At 37.1% G+C, this 19,159-nt stretch carries 12 protein-coding genes, 1 tRNA gene and 2 pseudogenes; 8 read left to right on the top strand and 7 right to left on the bottom strand.

The window, feature by feature from the left end:
• Window positions 1–297, top strand: a pseudogene (locus ACFINA_RS08685) (integrase); the annotation flags it as partial.
• Window positions 298–1,014: 717 nt separating this feature from the next.
• On the top strand, window positions 1,015–1,422 hold the full coding sequence (gene mscL / locus ACFINA_RS08680; RefSeq protein ID WP_375607446.1) for a large conductance mechanosensitive channel protein MscL: 408 nt from the start codon (window positions 1,015–1,017) through the stop codon (window positions 1,420–1,422).
• Window positions 1,423–1,440: 18 nt separating this feature from the next.
• Here the strand turns inward: mscL and ACFINA_RS08675 are convergent, their stop codons facing one another.
• Window positions 1,441–3,129 carry an ATP-binding protein gene (locus ACFINA_RS08675; RefSeq protein WP_375607447.1) on the bottom strand — a complete coding sequence of 563 codons (1,689 nt, stop codon included), beginning with the start codon at window positions 3,127–3,129 and terminating at the stop codon, window positions 1,441–1,443.
• 1,232 nt (window positions 3,130–4,361) lie between these two features.
• A complete protein-coding gene (locus tag ACFINA_RS08670; protein ID WP_375615429.1) occupies window positions 4,362–6,944 on the bottom strand; it encodes a DNA translocase FtsK in 2,583 nt (860 codons plus the stop codon).
• 470 nt (window positions 6,945–7,414) lie between these two features.
• Here ACFINA_RS08670 and ACFINA_RS08665 point away from each other — a divergent pair, with 470 nt between their 5' ends.
• The 3 genes from ACFINA_RS08665 (at window position 7,415) to rpoH (ending at window position 10,915) form a co-directional block, all read left to right on the top strand.
• Window positions 7,415–8,845, top strand: a complete 1,431-nt coding sequence (locus ACFINA_RS08665; RefSeq protein WP_375615428.1) for an aldehyde dehydrogenase family protein — start codon at window positions 7,415–7,417, stop codon at window positions 8,843–8,845.
• Window positions 8,846–8,877: 32 nt separating this feature from the next.
• A complete protein-coding gene (locus ACFINA_RS08660) occupies window positions 8,878–9,882 on the top strand; it encodes an RluA family pseudouridine synthase (protein ID WP_375615427.1) in 1,005 nt (334 codons plus the stop codon).
• Window positions 9,883–10,030: 148 nt separating this feature from the next.
• Window positions 10,031–10,915, top strand: coding sequence for an RNA polymerase sigma factor RpoH (rpoH, locus tag ACFINA_RS08655; RefSeq protein WP_375607451.1), 885 nt, complete (start codon window positions 10,031–10,033; stop codon window positions 10,913–10,915).
• Between the two features lie 199 nt (window positions 10,916–11,114).
• Here the strand turns inward: rpoH and ACFINA_RS08650 are convergent, their stop codons facing one another.
• From ACFINA_RS08650 to ACFINA_RS08640, 3 genes are all read right to left on the bottom strand, one after another.
• The gene (locus tag ACFINA_RS08650) at window positions 11,115–12,536 is read right to left on the bottom strand and encodes a hypothetical protein (RefSeq protein WP_375615426.1); all 1,422 of its coding nucleotides are present in this window, start codon (window positions 12,534–12,536) and stop codon (window positions 11,115–11,117) included.
• 236 nt (window positions 12,537–12,772) lie between these two features.
• Window positions 12,773–14,062 carry an adenylosuccinate synthase gene (locus ACFINA_RS08645; protein ID WP_375614772.1) on the bottom strand — a complete coding sequence of 430 codons (1,290 nt, stop codon included), beginning with the start codon at window positions 14,060–14,062 and terminating at the stop codon, window positions 12,773–12,775.
• Window positions 14,063–14,445: 383 nt separating this feature from the next.
• The gene (locus ACFINA_RS08640) at window positions 14,446–15,609 is read right to left on the bottom strand and encodes a phosphoserine transaminase (RefSeq protein ID WP_375615425.1); all 1,164 of its coding nucleotides are present in this window, start codon (window positions 15,607–15,609) and stop codon (window positions 14,446–14,448) included.
• A gap of 401 nt (window positions 15,610–16,010) precedes the next feature.
• Between ACFINA_RS08640 and ACFINA_RS08635 the strand changes: the two genes are divergently transcribed.
• The 3 genes and pseudogenes from ACFINA_RS08635 (at window position 16,011) to ACFINA_RS08625 (ending at window position 17,958) form a co-directional block, all read left to right on the top strand.
• Window positions 16,011–16,086: transfer RNA gene (locus ACFINA_RS08635), tRNA-Phe, on the top strand.
• Window positions 16,087–16,380: 294 nt separating this feature from the next.
• Window positions 16,381–17,548: pseudogene (locus ACFINA_RS08630) on the top strand (tyrosine-type recombinase/integrase).
• Between the two features lie 209 nt (window positions 17,549–17,757).
• Window positions 17,758–17,958, top strand: a complete 201-nt coding sequence (locus ACFINA_RS08625; protein ID WP_015856172.1) for an AlpA family transcriptional regulator — start codon at window positions 17,758–17,760, stop codon at window positions 17,956–17,958.
• Between the two features lie 99 nt (window positions 17,959–18,057).
• Here ACFINA_RS08625 and ACFINA_RS08620 read toward each other — a convergent pair whose 3' ends face one another.
• Together ACFINA_RS08620 and ACFINA_RS08615 are read right to left on the bottom strand one after the other, a co-directional pair.
• Window positions 18,058–18,417, bottom strand: coding sequence for a hypothetical protein (locus tag ACFINA_RS08620; RefSeq protein WP_375615424.1), 360 nt, complete (start codon window positions 18,415–18,417; stop codon window positions 18,058–18,060).
• Between the two features lie 174 nt (window positions 18,418–18,591).
• Window positions 18,592–19,008: a hypothetical protein gene (locus tag ACFINA_RS08615; RefSeq protein ID WP_375615423.1), complete on the bottom strand. Its 417-nt coding sequence runs from the start codon at window positions 19,006–19,008 to the stop codon at window positions 18,592–18,594.
• Window positions 19,009–19,159 lie beyond the last annotated feature (151 nt).

The following is a 19,159-nucleotide window of genomic DNA, read 5'->3' as shown; positions in this document are numbered from 1 at the left end:
AACAACAAAAGCACGCGCGCTCTTAGGAAAACAACGTCATAAAACGCAAAATAGACCAGCAATGGATTGGAAAGATGCACTGCCTTTTATCAAACGCTTTGTAAAACACAAAACATAAAATATCTGGCTTTGCATTTGCTTATCCTTACAGGCGCTCTCTCTAGCTCTTTACGTCATATTCATAAAGACCAAATTTATAATGATATATGGACTATCCCTGCTGAAAATATGAAAGAAAAGCGCGATGCTACAACAAAATTTCGCGTACCTTTATCATCAGAAGCACTAAAAGTAATTGTCGAACACATGGTCGAAATGATGACAGTTGATCATTGAACCCACATCCTATCATACCAACAACTTCCAAATCAAAATGATCTTGCTAACCCTATAGTTCTCCTGTCTATAAACTAATACAATCTTCTAGTTAATGAAATGTGCTACCTTCCATCGGTGATCGCCATTTTCAGTTCATGTAACACAATACAAATAGCTTTTAGATAAGCTCTAACATGCCCCTAATCGCTATTATCGCTTGCTAAATTAAGAGAAATTAAGTTATAAATCTTACTCTCACCTTCTCTATCCATTTCTCCCACCAGGGTTGAAATAGATTTTTTATTCTTAACTCTCTTTTTATGCCAATATATGTACTTCATTTGAGAAACTTTCTGATAGCTCAGCTTTCAACACAGCCCATTTTGTGGTATTGTGTAAAAATCTCTCTTTTTAATGTTAACATAAAAATCTTGAGACAATTATATAAATTAAGCTACAGTTTTCTACTTTCTGTTGAAAAAAGCAGATATAATTTTTATCAAAAAAGCTTTTTTCTAGGAAATGTTCTATGTACATTCAAATAGAATCCTAAAGCTCTTTATTAAACCTTATAAAGTTCTTTGAAAATGATATTAATATCGTAATATAACCCTAAAAATAAAATCTGCCCTTTCCTTTTTCATCAAAAGCGGTAAGTAAATTACCGTATATCGCTTACATAAAGGGGAAAACACAATGCTTAAAGAATTCAAAGAATTTGCCCTAAAAGGTAATATGATTGATCTTGCTATCGGTGTGATTATAGGGGGTGCTTTTGGTAGCTTGGTCAACTCAATTGTCAATGATATTTTTATGCCAATCATTGGACTGATTACAGGTGGGATTGATTTTTCTAATATGTTTATTCAACTTGCTGGCGAAAAACAAGCAACATTGAGTGCCGCCAAAGCAGCTGGAGCAACCATTAGCTATGGACACTTTATTACTTTACTTATCAATTTTCTCATTATTGCTTGGGTTCTTTTTTTATTCGTTAAGGCTATGAATAAAATTCGTAGAAAAGAAGAAGAAAGCCCCAAAAAAACGTCTTCAGAAGAACAACTTTTAATAGAAATTAGAGATCTTTTGGCTAAGAAAAAATAATTTTATGCATGATTAACCTCATGGAACACGAGGAAAAAACATTTCCACAGTTGTTCCATGGTTTGGTTTTGAGAACAGTAAAAATTGTCCTCCTCTTTCTTCCACCATTGCTTTACACATTGGGAGGCCTAAACCTGTTCCCATAAAAGCGCTATCACCAGATCGGCCATCTTTGCGCTCTACTTGGCCATAAGGTTGCAGTGCCTGTATAATCTCTTCTTCGCTCATCCCTATACCATTATCGCTCACTGAAATTTTTACACGTTCTTTTCTATAAGAAACGTGAACAATAATCTGCCCACCCAATGGCGTAAAACGAATGGCATTAGAGAGAAGATTCCATATAATCTGGCGAAACACTTGTCGTGATACAGGAATAAATGGAACGTGAGGTGGAGCAACAATACGCATGATAATGCCGTTCTGATTAGCTTGAGTTTCAAGAAAAGCGATCGTCGCACGTAAACAAGATATCACATCAAATGTTTCAGAAATAAGGGAAGTATCAATCTGGTTATCGGAATCAGAATAATTTATCTTCGAGCACTCTAGTAATTGATTAATCAGCGATAATATATGTTTTCCAGAGGAAATAATATCGCGTAAATATCCATGATAGCGCTCATTTTCTATCGAACCAAAACGGCCTTCTCTCATAATTTCTGCAAAACCAATAAGAGCATTCAAAGGTGTTCGTATTTCATGAACAACTCCAACGATTTTATCCTCTTCTGCTTTTTTTTCTCCTGATGGAACTGTTTGTGTTATATCACGCAACATAACAGCATAATTGCCTTGCTTTGCCAAAAATACAATCGTTATCAAAACGGTTATATTTTTATGATTTTTCGTCATTAAATCAGCGCTTTCACTGCGATTTAAAACCTGATTTTTCCCCTCTATACGGATTGATTTAAAATATTTTTCAACCAAAGGTTGGCTTTGCAAAGTAAATAATGAAGAGAATGGCTGTCCTCGTAGTTCATTTATTTCATAACTCATTAATGCTAAGGCTGCCCTACTCGCTGATTGAATAAAGCCCTGTTTATCCAACCATAAAACACCATCAGTTGCTGTATCCAACAATGATAAAACTGCAGCTGGCTCTTTTATGAGAGCCTGTTCTATAGCATTTACCGACAATGTCTGTGCATATGGTAACTGAATAGCTGTCTCTTCAAAAAAATTCTCTTCTTCTTTTTCTGATGAATTCAATTCATCACGCAATTGCTCGGCAATCTCACGAAAAGCTGATCGTTCTATCTCAGAGAGACACGGCATTTCCGTCTTCAGCTTTTCATCTCTTTTTTCTTGGACTTTTTCTCGTACTTTTAAAACACCAAAGCCGCAAAATCCCTTAAGCTTCTTTTTAACATCAAAAATTGGTAAAGCAGATAACTCAACATCAAGCCATTGTGAACAGCCATCAACAGGCCATTGAACAATCTCTTCATTCCAAGGTACAGCCGCTTCAATAAAACGGCTAAGAATCCGATACCGCTCATCATTAAATTGATAAGCAAGATCATGAAAACTACATCCTAAAATAGAGGAAGAGAGAGGCCCAACAACTTCAGCTAGCTCTTTTGAGACTTCACAAAACAAACCATTGCTATCAATTTTCCACGTAAAAGGTCGCGGTAAAAGCTCTGGTGTAAAACGAAAAGCTTCTTGCTTACATTTTAATTCATTTGTATTTAACTTCAACTCATCTTCTTTTAATGGCATAACTAAAACTAAAAAAGTATTGGATTTACTCTCAAACGAATAATGCTAATCTTTTACAAGTACCTTCTCTGGTTACAATACTCTGACATCTTGTATCAATTGTCTGTAGCAAAATTTTGACTGCTTCACCAACAAAACAAAAATAAAAAGAATTCCCTAACACTGTTACTTATTCACCTATTAAGGTAATAAGATTTGTCACCTTAATAGGAACATGATCCTCACATAAAATAGTCACCAAAAAAAGAATACACTTAATTTTGCGCATTCATGCGCCTGTTTTAAAGAGATATATCCACGATCCCCAAACTTATTTACGACGTCCCCCGTAAATGGTGCGCTATAAAGATCACCATAGAAGATATCAAAGCATTGTGTATTACCATTTTATACTTACGCAAAAATCAGCTAGCACCATCATTATACTTTCCAGCTCCTCATGTTGCCAATAGTTTTTGGCATTTGAATGCCCTCATCAGAGGCATTTAAATTCCTTTTTTAAATGTTTTTTACCCATACGCTAACTTAACTTATGATATACAAAAAAATGGTTTTGACTATTCAACATGGAATAGATTTGAAATGAAAAAATCTTACGATATTGGAGACTTTTATTCACACAAATAATGATAAACTACCATTATAAATCAGTATATTGCATGATAAAAATCCGAAATTAAAAATTTCTTTTTCAAATAAAGTCTCGTAAGAATATCTTTCTTGCACTGACAGTATCAAATGATAATAAATTCAGCGTAGCGCTTTAAAGCACCCAACGCAACAGACCTTGTATATTGGATACTCTTCTTATGATATTCTCCATAATCGCCCAAAGACCTTTTTTTCATTAAAATCGCGACAGAAAAAAACAAAAAATATATCACCACACTACTTGACTCAAGAATCTCTCTGCAAATAGAATAGAAAACAAACATCACCGGTCTTTATATAAAGATTTGTTTAATTTCTTTACATTCCAGATCATCGAGAAAACTAAAAATATCTTACAATCTCCTTTGATATCAGCCTGTTTACCTCATCAGCAGTTTTAATACAAAAAATCACTTTTGCTTTATAACTCTCTACTCAATTTTTTAATAATTATAAAAGATAAATACGTGTAGCCCATTTTCTCTGAAAAAATAAAACAAGCACATTTTAATAATGACTGTCAGACATTTTTAAAATTTCCCATTTTAAAATGTGCTTGTTTATTTTCCTTCATTGAGTAGAATTTCACGTTTTCCAACATGATTAGCGGCTCCAACAATGCCTTTTTCTTCCATCTGTTCGACAAGAGAAGCTGCTTTATTATAGCCGATTGAAAGTCGACGCTGAATATAAGATGTTGAACATTTTCTATCACGCATAACAATCTTTACAGCTTGATTATAAAGTCCCTCACCCTCTTCATCAAAATTTTCGTCCTCAGAAACTCCAACCGTTGAATCAGCAGAAGCATCCTCTTTGTTATCGTCTTCATTATCCGTTACCGTTGCTAAATAATCAGGTTTTCCTTGCATTTTAAGATGTGCAACGATGGATTCAACTTCTTCATCAGAGACAAAAGGGCTATGAACGCGCACGATGCGCCCACCACCTACCATATGAAGCATATCCCCCTGACCTAAAAGCGTTTCAGCACCTTGTTCACCCAAGATCGTACGACTATCAATTTTTGAGGTTACTTGAAAAGAAATGCGGGTAGGAAAGTTCGCTTTAATTGTCCCTGTGATAACATCAACAGAAGGACGCTGCGTTGCCATAATAAGATGAATACCTGCCGCACGCGCCATTTGCGCTAAGCGCTGAATGGCATTCTCTATTTCTTTCCCTGCCACCATCATAAGATCAGCCATCTCATCAACAATCACAACAATATAAGGAAGCTGCGTGAGATCCATGGCTTCTTCATGATAAAGCATTTCCCCTGTTTCCTTATCAAAGCCCGATTGTACAGTACACATGATCGTTTCGCCTTTTTGAGCTGCAAGTGCAACGCGTGCATTAAAACCATCAATATTACGCACACCTAACTTAGCCATTTTGCGATAACGTTCTTCCATTTCACGAACCGCCCATTTTAAAGCTGTTACTGCTTTTTTAGGATCTGTTACAACAGGTGTTAAAAGATGTGGTATGCCATCATAAACAGAGAGCTCTAACATTTTAGGATCAACCATGATCAAACGACACTGCTTTGGTGTCATACGATAAAGAATCGACAAAATCATTGTATTAATTGCAACAGACTTTCCTGATCCTGTTGTTCCCGCAACCAATAAATGAGGCATTTTTGCTAATTCTGCAATGACCGGTTCACCATTAATCCCTTTCCCCAAAGCAAGAGCAAGTTTAAATTCACTTTCACGAAAAGAACGTGTTTGGATTAATTCACGTAAATAAACGGTTTCACGAACCGCATTGGGTAACTCAATCCCGATAACATTACGTCCAGGAATGACAGCAACGCGTGTAGAAATAGCAGACATAGAACGCGCAATATCATCAGAAAGATTAATAACGCGCGATGACTTTACACCCGCAGCAGGCTCAAATTCATACATTGTAACCACTGGCCCTGGATGTACATGGATAACTTCACCCTTAATACCAAAATCTTCCAAAACACTTTCCAAAAGTCCAGCACCACGTTCTAATGTTTCCTGAGGAATCATCGTACCTTCATGAAAAACAGGTTTCTGTAATAAACTGACCGGAGGAAACTCATAAACATCACAGTCAACAGAGTGCATATTTTGCACAAAAGCAGAATCATAATTGCCTAATGGCGCGCGGCTAGATTGGAATATTTTAGTTTTAACGTTTGCTTGCATCACAGACAAATCTTTTGAATTCTTTGTGACATCTTTTGTTACACAATCAACGGTATTATTAGCGATAGTATTATTGCTATTTTCAGTCTCTATACGAGCCCCAGCACCGCTTAACGCCTCAGTATTGTTTAACGCCTCTGCATCACTTGACGTATGAGCACAATCTTCAACAGAAAGCTTAGAATGATACTTTTTAGCCGTATCATTATTTGTATGCATTAAATCAGAAATTTGCTCAACACCTCGCATCCTTTCTGCTGGAGATTCTGATGTAATTGAATCATAAAGTTGTGGAAAGCGGTATTCAAGAACACGATAAAGAGCAGTTATTGACTCATCAAAGGCAGAAGGAATATGAGGTGTAATTTCATTTTTTGTGTCAATCGATGCATCCTCTTTTGAAGTTTGAGTATCCACATATTCAAATATCAAAGATTCACACTCAAAAAATGCATCATTGGAAAGGTGCAAAGCAGGATTCATTTTTTGTAGCACATTTTCTCCTGGTAATTTATGTTCTTGTTTATCCTCCTTAAGCGGAATATTTTCTGGTGACATACCAATAGTTTGTTGTGACAACTGCTGTAAAACTGTTGAATGACAAACTGACGTTTTATTCTCTATTGATTGAGGATTAATGACTTTTTTTGTGGATAGAACATTTTTCGTTTTCTTGTTACAGCGTACAATATCTGTAATTTGTTTTTGATCTTGTTTCGTAAAAATTTTAAACTGTTTTGCAAAAATTGGATCTGTTTCTATACGACGACGCAAAATCTCAACTTCTGGGGTACGCGTAAAACGGACATTTTTTCCGAGGGTAAATGCCTTTTTCCACACTTCCGGATAAGGAAATATCTCGGTAATCTTAATAGATAAATCTTCTCTTGATGCACCTTTTGTACCATCATCAGAAAAAGAAGATGTAGAAATAGATTTTGTTTTCGAATTATGCATGGCACCCAACAAATTTATAGCAATGAGAAAAATAATCTTTTCAAAAAGAATTCATAGAGACTATCGTATGAAGGTTAATAACCTTTTGCTGATAGCTACTTTTCAATAAAAAAAATAATGCCATAATGCATATTCATAATGTTTTTTCTTCCTATTTACGACGTAAATTACCCAGTTTATGGTGTCGTATAGCGCGTATTCCATTCGTTTTGAAAAAAAACTTCATGATAAAAAAGTTTCAAGGAAATTGTCTATACCTCTCTTTCTCTCCCTTTTCATAAAAGAAATTAGTCTCAATAATACAAATAGTTATATAAGCATGGCTCTATTAAATTCTCCATGCTCAATTACCATAATATAATCTAGTTTCTCGCGTTTTTATAAGATTACCCTTGTTATCCTCGTTTAAAAAGGCTTAGACTAAGATAATCATAATGACATAAACACAAATAGAAAAAAGGGAGCGAATTATGTTTAACAAACGGAAATTTTATATCAATGGTCTATGGGATGATCCAAGCACTCCTCACGACTTTGACGTCATTAATCCATCAACAGAAGAGGCTTGTGCTGTCATTAGCCTTGGAAGTACAAAAGATGCCGATAAGGCAATTAACGCGGCTAAAGAAGCATTTCAAAAATGGAAAACAACGTCACCAAGCGAGCGTCTTGGATTCGTTGAAAAAATTCTAGAGATCTATGAAAAACGTTCCAAAGACATGGCAAAAACTATTTCAATGGAAATGGGAGCACCGATTGATATGGCGCTTAATGCGCAAACTGCAACCGGAAGTTCTCATATTCGCAATTTTATCAAAGCTTATAAAGAGTTTTCGTTCCAAGAAACTTTAATAAAGGGAAATGAGCAAGCCATCCTTCACTACGACCCTATCGGCGTCGTAGGATTAATTACGCCATGGAATTGGCCCATGAATCAAGTAACGCTTAAAGTTATCCCTGCTCTCTTAGCAGGCTGTACTATGGTGTTAAAACCCTCTGAAATTGCGCCTCTTTCTGCTATGCTTTTTGCTGAAATTTTAGATGAAGCCGACCTTCCGGCCGGTGTCTTTAATTTAATCAATGGTGATGGTGCGACTGTCGGCTCTTATCTCTCAGCACATCCAGATCTAGAAATGATCAGCTTTACTGGTTCAACCAGAGCAGGAAAAGATATTTCGAAAAATGCCAGCGCAACTTTAAAAAGAGTCTGTCTGGAACTTGGGGGAAAAGGAGCGAATATTATCTTTGCTGATGCCGACTCAGATGCTATTCAACGTGGTGCACGACATTGCTTTTATAATAGTGGACAAAGTTGTAATGCACCGACTCGTATGCTTGTGGAACAGAGCATCTATGACAAAGCCGTAAAAATAGCTAAAGATATTGCAGAAACAACAAAAGTAGGACCAAACTGCCAAGAAGGAAATCATATTGGGCCTGTCGTTTCAAAAAAACAATACGATAAAATTCAAGAACTTATCCAATCGGGAATTGATGAAGGTGCAACTCTTGTTGCAGGCGGAATTGGTTTACCAAAAGGAATGGAACGCGGTTATTATGTTCGTCCAACAGTCTTTGCTGATGTAAAACCTCATATGCGTATTTTTAAAGAAGAAATCTTTGGTCCAGTTCTCTCGATTCTTGCTTTTAGTACAGAAGAAGAAGCCGTCGCTTTAGCCAATAACACTGAGTATGGTCTTACAAATTATATTCAATCACAAGATCGCAACAAATGTCGTCGTATTGCAGCACAAGTACGCTCTGGTATGGTAGAAGTTAATGGACATGGGTTACCCAGTGGAAGCTACTTTGGAGGTGTAAAATTTTCTGGGCGCGCCCGTGAAGGGGGACATTGGGGAATTAAAGAATTTCTTGATAGTAAAGCAATTTCATACTGGTAAGAGAATCTTATTAAAAACTTAATAGGAATCGTATGGTAATACAGAAAATAACGGATGAAAGTGCTCTTGGGCAACGTCTTGACCAGTGGCTCGCAAAACAATACCATAATGTGCTCTCACGTTCACGTTTGCAAGCCCTCATCCATGAAGGCTGTCTTAAGATTGATGGTCATCTCATAAAGGAACCAAAAACAAAATTAAAAATTAACCAAATAATTGAATTGGCAATGCCTGATCTTCGTGATGCAGAACCTAGCGCTGAAGCTATCGCATTGGACATCCTTTTTGAAGATGATCATATCATCGTTATTAATAAACCAGCTGGTCTTGTTGTTCATCCTGGGAATGGCAATTGGACTGGTACGTTGGTTAATGCTCTTATTTACCACTGTGGTAATAGTTTATCTGGTATAGGTGGTGTTAAACGCCCTGGCATTGTCCATCGTCTCGATAAAAATACAAGCGGTGTCATGGTTGTTGCAAAAAATGATCTGGCCCATAAAAGTCTTAGCGCTCAATTTTCTGATCATGGACGTACCTGCGCATTAGATCGACGTTATCATGCCTTGATTTGGGGGGCACCTCACCGTAATGTCTGGACAATTGATGCATCACTTGGTCGTTCGCCCCATAACCGAACAAAGCAAGCTGTTATTCATAGCCAAAATCCTTATGCTCGTCATGCTGTTACACATGTTTCTCTGCTTGAAAAATACGGTACTCATCCAGACTCAACGTCTTTTGCTAGCCTTCTGGAATGTCGTTTGGAAACCGGACGTACCCATCAAATCCGTGTTCATATGGCTCATATCGGACATCCTCTCGTAGGTGATACGGTTTATGGAAATGCTTTTAAAACAAAGTCAAATACCCTTAATCCCATTATTAAAAATGCAATAGATCAATTCAACCGACATGCACTCCATGCTGCAAGTCTTACTTTTGAACATCCTTCTACCGGTAAAGTTATGTCGTTTTCCACACCGCTGCCTCAAGATATGGCTAAACTTATTAAGCATTTTAAAAAAATGAATTGAAACTTTTCTCCTTCTCAAGATTTGACAATAAAATATCTTTTTTTGAACAAAATTCAAAAATATGCTAAAGTGAGGTTACAAGGGTAGTTCGCTATCTGAAACAGAGAATTTGCCTTATCAGGGAATTCAGACAAAAGGAGGGTGCTATATGGCCCATATGAATTTGTTATCAGTAATAACAGGTGATGGCGGTTTAAATCGTTACTTAGAGGAAGTCCGTCGTTTTCCAATGCTTGAACCAAAAGAAGAATATATGTTAGCTCAGCGTTACCGTGAGCATAATGACTTAAAAGCTGCGCATAGGCTGGTAACCAGTCATTTGCGTCTCGTAGCTAAAATAGCGATGGGATATCGGGGCTATGGACTCCCCATTGGGGAAGTTATTTCAGAAGGTAATGTTGGACTCATGCAAGCTGTTAAACGTTTCGAACCAGAACGGGGTTTTCGTCTTGCAACCTATGCAATATGGTGGATTAAAGCATCAATCCAAGAGTATGTATTGCGATCTTGGAGTTTGGTGAAAATGGGGACAACAGCCAATCAAAAGCGCTTGTTTTTCAACCTTCGTAAGATAAAAAGTAAACTTCAAGCCCTTGATAGCGGTGATCTCAACGCAGAACAAGTAAAAGAAATTGCAACACAGTTGAATGTTACGGAAGATGAAGTTGTTTCAATGAATCGCAGGCTTGGTGGTGACACGTCACTCAATGCACCGATTCGAACAAAGGAAGGGGAAAACAGCGAGTTGCAAGATTGGTTGGTGGATGAATCTAACGATCAAGAACAAATTTTAATTGAAAAAAGTGAATTAGAAAATCGCCGTTCCATGCTCATAAATGCCATGGACAATCTCAATGAACGCGAAAAACGTATATTCAAAGCGCGTCGTTTAAACGATATCCCACTAACCCTAGAAGAACTCTCTGGTGAATTCAATATTAGTCGAGAACGAGTAAGACAAATTGAAATGCGTGCATTTGAAAAAGTGCAAAACTTTATCAAAGATTCTACTTTATCTCAAGCTCAAGTATAAAATTCTAGAATTAAGTATAAAGCCAATTGTTTGCACATTCTTAAAGTAAAAATGAAAAAAGGCATATATTGGCTTTATACGGGTAAATTAGCCTATCTAATTTTTTGAGTTATTGATGTATAGGCTTTGTTGAGCGCATTTGGTATAATTGATAGAAACAGATATAGAGAATTCTTCACAGCCGTTTATTTTTTTGCATCTATGTTTTATTTTTTTGACCAAGAACTGTTAACTTATCTTGTTGTGCAAGCCATTGTCCAATAACTTCATTAAAAATAGACTTACCTGTTGGTCCTTTTGCAAAGGTTAATTCACTTATACGCCCGTTTTTATCCGTTAACACCAAACGCATCCAATCTAATTCTCGCATCAATTGTAAATTTCGATCAAGAAATGGATGATTTCCACTCAATGCGACAAGAAAAAAGTCATCGTTAATCTTTGCAGCAATAGTTCTTGTTAAAGCCAGTCCAATGGATTGTTCACTTGCTTTAAAGGTTAATGCTTGAACATTGCTTATAGCTTTACCTAAAAATTTATCCGAAAGAATAAAAATAAGGTCCATAATATACGCAGCAGGAAATGACTGATCGGTATTACGACGTAAAATTAACCGTAATGATATCCCTTCATCAGGAATTGTTATATCACCTTGTATAGTTGTTTCTTCTGGAGCCCCCTTCACATAAGACTCCTTTATAAGCGTCCAGCGAACACTTCCGGTTGCCATCTTTTCTGCATCATAATTTGTACGTGCTTGATAAAAAACAGCTTCACCCGATTTTTCAAGCGACTGCAAATTGCTAGAAACAACTGTTGAGATTCCTTCTTCATCCGAAGAATCTGTCGCTTGTTTTAAACCGACATCAATTTCACTCCCATCCTCTAATAAGCGTTGTGTTAACTTTCTCTTAACCGAAAGTGCCTTTGGAACTCTGTGAGAAGCTTGAAGATTTTCTCCCAACAACTGATGATCATTTGATATAAATACACGCTCACCAACAAAAAAAATACCAACCGTTAAAACAACAATACTAGCAACAGAAACAGCACTTATCACAATACGCCTTTGCACCAGTGATTTATTAGCGCGACGTAAAGCCTGGGAAAAAATATGCGAAACAATATGCGGATTATCTTCCTGCGAGGGAGAACCCTTTAACGTACAGCTATTAACATGCTGAGAAGAGAAATAAGCCCCCATATTAACAGGCTCTGCATCTGGTACATCTGATACATAAGGCTTATCAAATACTTTATTATCTTTTGAACGTGCAACAAAATCCTGCTTTCTTTTTATGTTTACCATTGAAAATTCATTATTCTTTGGTAATATAACTTTTTTTGTAACTTTCTTATCTTCATTTATATTTGTGGGATTCCACCCAATGACTGAAGAAAGCAATTTCTTTTCAACTACTAAATATTCTTCTTCAACGGTTGCGATAGAACTTCGAAGAATCTTTCTTTGTTCATCCGCTATTGCTTGTGGGATTTTTGCTATTACAAATTGATGTTCTAGTGTTTCGATAGCCCGCTTATAAATCCGCTTACGCACTTGTGGTGTAATATTATTTTGTGCATTAATTGTCTTTTTTAAGATTCCAACGAAATCTACCATTTCCTCTATAATCTCTCTTAAACTGAGAAAAAATCAATAGTAAAGCCAAAAAACTTTATTTTAGCCTTCTAAATTGGTTGCCATTTAATATTGGTACAACTATCGCAATAATGTAAAATGAATATGAAAAATAAACAATGCTATTTTGCACCTTTCTCTTACGTGCTCTTAAAAACTTTTTTGTAAAAAGATACAAAAACGAACAGAGAACATATATAGAAATCTAAAAACAACCATCAATTTGCAAAGGGATCTGTAATCAGAATAGTATCTTCACGCTCTGGACTCGTGGATAATAAAGCTACTTTTGTATTAATCCGTTCTTCAATATAGCGTATGTATTTAACAGCCTGCGCAGGTAAATCTTCCCACGTCAGCGCATGTGCTGTTTTTTCCTTCCAACCTTCTAATGTTTCATAAACAGGCTTCACCCGAGCTTGAGCTCCCATGGAAGAAGGTAAATAATCAATTCTTCTACCATCAAGCTCATAACCAATACAAATTTTTATTTCATCTAAACCATCCAAAACATCAAGTTTTGTCAATGCTATCCCTTGCACACCGCAAATTGTTACCATCTGACGTACTAAGACAGCATCAAACCAACCACATCGACGCTTTCGACCCGTTACAACACCAAATTCATGTCCACGCACTCCCAGAAATTCACCAATATCATTTATTTGCTCTGTCGGAAACGGCCCTTCTCCAACGCGTGTGGTGTAAGCTTTTGCAATACCCAAAACATAATGAATTGCACCAGGTCCCATCCCTGAACCTGTACATGCCTGCCCAGCAACTGTATTCGATGACGTTACATAAGGATAAGTTCCAAAATCATTATCGAGTAAAGCACCTTGCGCACCTTCAAAAAGAATGTGTTTCCCTCCTCGATACCCTTCATCTAAAAGACGCCACGTACAATCCATAAAGGGTAAAATTTTATCCGCGACTTGCATCAATTCATCATAAAGTGCTTGAGAATCAATTTCCGCAACACCCATTCCACGACGCAAAGCATTATGATGCCTCAAAAGCCGCTCAATCTTAGCCATAAGTGTATCTTTTTCTGCTAAATCCATCACTCGGATAGCACGACGTCCCACCTTATCTTCATAAGCCGGTCCAATACCGCGCTTTGTTGTACCAATCTTTAAACCAGATAAACCGCTTTCTCGAATTGCATCAAGATCACGATGCAAAGAAAGAATCAAAGGAGCATTTTCAGCAATCCGTAAAATTTCTGGTGTAATTTGTACACCCTGATCACATAGTTTTTTTAATTCTGCGACAAAATGATGAGGATCAACAACAACACCATTTCCAATGATTGATAGCTTTCCACGCACTAAACCAGACGGTAAAAGCGATAATTTATAACTCACTCCATCAATAACCAATGTGTGGCCAGCATTATGCCCCCCCTGATATCTTACCACAATATCTGCTCGCTCAGACAACCAATCTACAATTTTACCTTTGCCTTCATCACCCCATTGTGTACCGACAACAACTACATTGGCCATAATTTTCTCCGTCGTGTTTGGTCAAAAAAACCAGCATTCAAAAACAAATGCTTCCTTATAACGAAACCTTAAAGCAAGTGCGACTCCTCATTTCAGATTTTTCTCAATCTTCAAGTGATTAAATTTTCAAATTTATGATAATAAAGATAAGAAAATACCCAAATATTTAAAATCTGTCATTTTCGCTACAAAAAGTAAAAACATTAGAGATTTTAATTTGTTCGTATCCAACACCTGACAAAGTATTCATTCCCCGTCTTAATCTTTTACAATTCATGTAATATTTAGAGGCTGTTTGTCTGATACAAGAATACGAAAGATCATCATAATCTCTCGTATCCTTTTTTGTTTAAAAACACGTTGTGAAAATCACCAGTAATTATTTAAAGCTGTGCTTTTTCAACTTGGAACGCCCACTCAAGCCATTGTGTTAAAATTTCAAGATCGGAAGCCTCAATTGTTATACCCGCCCAAATTCGAAGCCCAGGAGGAGCATCGCGATACGAACCGATATCATAAGCAACCCCTTCCTCATCAAGACGTTTCACAACCGCTTTTATAAAAGATACTCGATTTTCTGTATCCAAAGCAATAATCACTGGATCCACAATATCTAAACAAACAGCGGTGTTAGAACGCACTTCAGGATCTTTTGCCAAATATTCTAACCATGGCGTTTTGCGAACAAAAGCATCAAGTACAGAAAAATTTTTCTCAACCCGAGCTCTTAATGCCGCTGCACCTCCTAGAGATTTTGCCCACTTCAACCCATCAAGGAAATCCTCAACACAAAGCATAGAAGGTGTATTGATGATCTTTCCTTTAAAAATATCTTCATTCAATTTTCCATTTTTTGTCATATAGAAAAGTTGGGGCATAGGCCAAGCTGGAACATGATTCTCAAGCCTCTCAACAGCACGAGGGCTTAAAATCACCATACCATGTGCTGCTTCACCTCCCAAAACTTTCTGCCATGAAAACGTCACAACATCTAATTTTGAAAAATCAAGATATTGCGCAAAAGCTGCCGATGTTGCATCACAAATGGTCAATCCAGCCCGCTTATGCGGAATGAAATCTGCATTAGGAATACGCACACCAGAAGTTGTCCCATTCCATGTAAAAACAACATCCCGATCAAAGTCAAGTTGTGTTAAATCTGGTATTTCACCATAAGGAGCTTCAAAACGACGCACATCAGAAAGCTTTAATTGCTCGACAACATCTTTATTCCACCCAAACCCAAAACTTTCCCACGCCGCCATATCAATGCCACGCTCACCTAATAAAGACCATAAAGCGGCCTCAACAGCACCGGTATCTGAACCAGGCATAATTCCTATACGATGATCAGAAGGAACTTCAAGAATCTCACGGGTTAAATCAACAACTTCAGCAAGTTTTAATTCTGCTTCTCTCGATCTATGCGAACGCCCAACTAGTGCATTTTTAAGAACATCAAGAGTCCAACCAGGCCGTTTGCTACAAGGACCTGAAGAAAAATTAGTATTATTGGGACGACTACTTGGTTTTTGTAACATTATCATTATTTCTCCCCTTTTAGATGTTTTTCTTTCTTTATAAAGAAAAACAAATTATTATAAAGACTAATCAATAATCTTTTTAGAAAAAAGTCAAAAATATTGTCTATTATTGCGTATGCTTAAGATTCATAGAAACTTTATAAAAAAATCTTTCTTAATCATGCTTCTCGATTGATTCTTTTAATTTTTTTTCGTATCATCATCACAATAAGACAGCCTTCTAATAACAATACACTAAAGTGTCCAATATACCTATCAAATTTATTTTATGATAAAAATTCATTGATAACGCTCTAGAATAGGGAGATAAACTTATTAAAAAATCAATTATTTTTCTTTTGATGACTGGACAGAGAAAATTTTAATGTTATAACCGCAAACGCTTTATATTTTTTATGAAGCATGCCCAGATAGCTCAGTTGGTAGAGCAGCGGACTGAAAATCCGCGTGTCCGTGGTTCGAATCCGCGTCTGGGCACCACACTCTTCTTTGTTATATGTAGCCTATTGTTTTTACTGACTTTTAAGTTAGTCGTGCCTGAGTAAAATTAAGGGAATAGGGTTTTCTAACATCTGTCTATAAAACACGCTTCACACAACAACAACACTTTGATTTATAATGATAATCTAGCGTTATTCATATTGAATTAGACCCTCGAATAATGTAAGATTCTCTCATTTCAAAGCTGTTTATCTTGAATCAATCAAAACCACTCATTTGCACATAACAAGTGGGATGAATGTGTGGATAAATTTATATAAGAAAGGAGTAAAAATGGCTCTTATGAACCGTCTTAATGCAAGATCTGTCGCAACATTGGAAGCTGGAAAATATAATGATGGTGCCGGGGCTTGCTTCTTCACAAACGTAAAGATGGAGGTGCTCAATGGCTTTATCGTTATACCATTCATGGTCGACGCCGTGAAATGGGATTGGGTGCCTTAAGACATGTCTCTTTAAAACAAGCCCGTGAATTGGCAACTGGGTGGCGCTCTGTTTTGCATGAGGGGCGTAACCCCATTAAAGAACGCGATAAACAAAAGCGTGAAGCAATAAGCAATCTCCATTATTTAAAAGACATTGCTTTAGGGACTTTTGAAAGTCGTAAAGCTGAACTAAAGAATGATGGCAAAGACGGAATCTGATTTGCACCTTTAAAACTGCATATTCTTCACAAATTAGGCTGTTTACCCGTTTCAGAGATTACACAAACAGAGATACGCAACACGCTTGCCCCTATTTGGCATACAAAAGCTGGAACTGCTCGAACAGCACTGATGCGTCTTAATCTTTGTCTTAAACATGCGGCTGCATTAGGTGTAGATGTTGATTTACAAGCAGTAGAAAAAGCACGTGCTCTCTTAGGAAAACAACGCCATAAAACGCAAAATAGATCAGCTATGGATTGGAGAGAAGTGCCGGCTTTTTATCAGACGCTTTGTAAAACAACAACCATAAATATCTGGCATTACGTTTGCTTATTTTGACAAGCGTTCGTACTTTTCCTTTATGTCATATTCATAAAGATCAAGTTGAGGATGATATCTGGACAATCCCTGCTGAAAATATGAAAGGCAAGCGTGATACAACAAAAGAATTTCGCGTGCCTTTATCAACTGAAGCATTAGACATTTTAAAACAAGCACGATTGCTTTCTCGTAATGATTTCTTTTTTTCTGCTAAAGGTCGCGGTTCTCTTGGTGAGAATTGTATGGCAAAATATATGCAACAGATTGGACTTGAAGCACGTCCCCATGGTTTTCGCTCTAGTTTACGCGATTGGCTTGCTGAAACAACCGATGCCCCCTATGAGGTTGCTGAAACCATTTTAGGGCATGTGGTCGGTGGTAAAGTAGAGCGTACTTATCGTCGTACTGACTATCTAGAACAGCGTCGTGTCTATATGGATAAATGGGCGGCTTATGTCACCGGTCAATCTTAAAGATATGGGGGCATAACCCCATTATCTGTGGATAACTTTAGCTCTCTTCTCTCTCATTCGCTCTCAATTAGACTCATAATTTATCACATGAGAATTTATATGATAAAATATTGTTTTCTATAAATAAAATACCTTCAAAAATAAACCAAAATGTGCTTAATAAATAGGCATGATTTGTTTCCATTTTTTGAGAATGAAAGGATTTTAGAATGACAGAAAATGATATTCTTTTAACAGACCGTGAAAGTGCAAAATTGCTTCATATGAGTGTCTCAACATTCCGCCGTCATGTTACCAATGGCTCTCTCCCAAAACCTTTAAAATTTGGTTTTTTATCCCGTTGGTTACAATCGGATCTTTTGAATGTCATCGAGCAAGCAAAACAGCAACGTTATAACGACGCGGCATAAAAAAACCTTGTCACGTAAGGACGGACAAGGCTTTCTCAAGCTCATCAACCTGAAGCTTTATTTGGTGTAAATTCAAAGCTTTCTCTGCTGAAGCAAGACCTAAGGTTTGCATTCAAGTTGTTCTGAATGCTTTTTACAATAAGGGCTATTTAAGCGTCTCTCAACACTTCGCTGAGGCATGACAGCACCAGGACGACATATGGGAAGATTATCCGATTTATGATTTTCACACCAATCTTGTATTGTAAAGCTAGGACGAAAACCTGATTGCGCCATACACATTTCAATACTGGCAAATTGATTCAAATCTAGCGCCACAACCTTATTAAGGTCCGGTACTCCACATTCTAAAAGTATTTTATTTCTCCATAATGCTGGAGAAAGTGAGGGAATTGAGTTAACACATCCAGTGATACTTAACAGAGCTATACAATTCAATAGTTTTAAGATTTTTTTCATTTTCCCCTCTTTCAATGGATTTATTTACAATAAAAAGGCTCTAAAGCCTGTTGATATTTTATCTCCGTTTTTCAAGACAGTTCTGGACTGAGTTGAGATGGTAGATTGAGAAAACAATCCCGCCATTCCAAGTAAAGGCAAAGATGGCAGATTGTTGATCATCACAAGAAAGACTTAAGGCTGGCATTTGCGACTATTTTTATATTTTTTACAAAACGGGCTGTTTAAGCGCTTCTTGACACTGCGCTGTGGAACAACAGCGCCTGGACGACAAATCGGAAGGTTTTCGGCTCTAAAAGTATAACATGGCCCTCCCGCTCTTGCTACCTCTTCATCTTTATAGCGAAACCCTGATTGAAGCATGCAAGCATAAATTGTTGCTTTTGCATTAATGCTCTGCTTTCTGTTTTCTGGATCGACATCATAAGGCGTTGGCATGCCACATTCTAACAAGGCTTTTCCTACCTCTGTAAAATTAGTAACACCATTTTTCTCCCACGCGCTCAAATACCCTCCAGGAGTTTTATTAAACTGACATCCTGCAATACCTAATAAAGTTACAGCACCTAATAGCTTTAGAGTTTGTTTCATTTTTTACTCCATTATTTAATTCAAGGTTTTTGTTCACGATGAGATGTGCCATAGCGCCATGTACACTTATCACTCGCATCTCCAAGGCAAGTATGGGAGCTTATGGGATTCATGATCACTCTCCACCATTCTTTCCACATGTTACTACCAG

This window comes from Bartonella sp. AC10YNML (genome assembly GCF_042196825.1).
Taxonomy (GTDB): domain Bacteria; phylum Pseudomonadota; class Alphaproteobacteria; order Rhizobiales; family Rhizobiaceae; genus Bartonella.
Note: the sequence above shows the minus strand (reverse complement) of the source record. Positions and strands in the feature narration are given on the sequence as shown.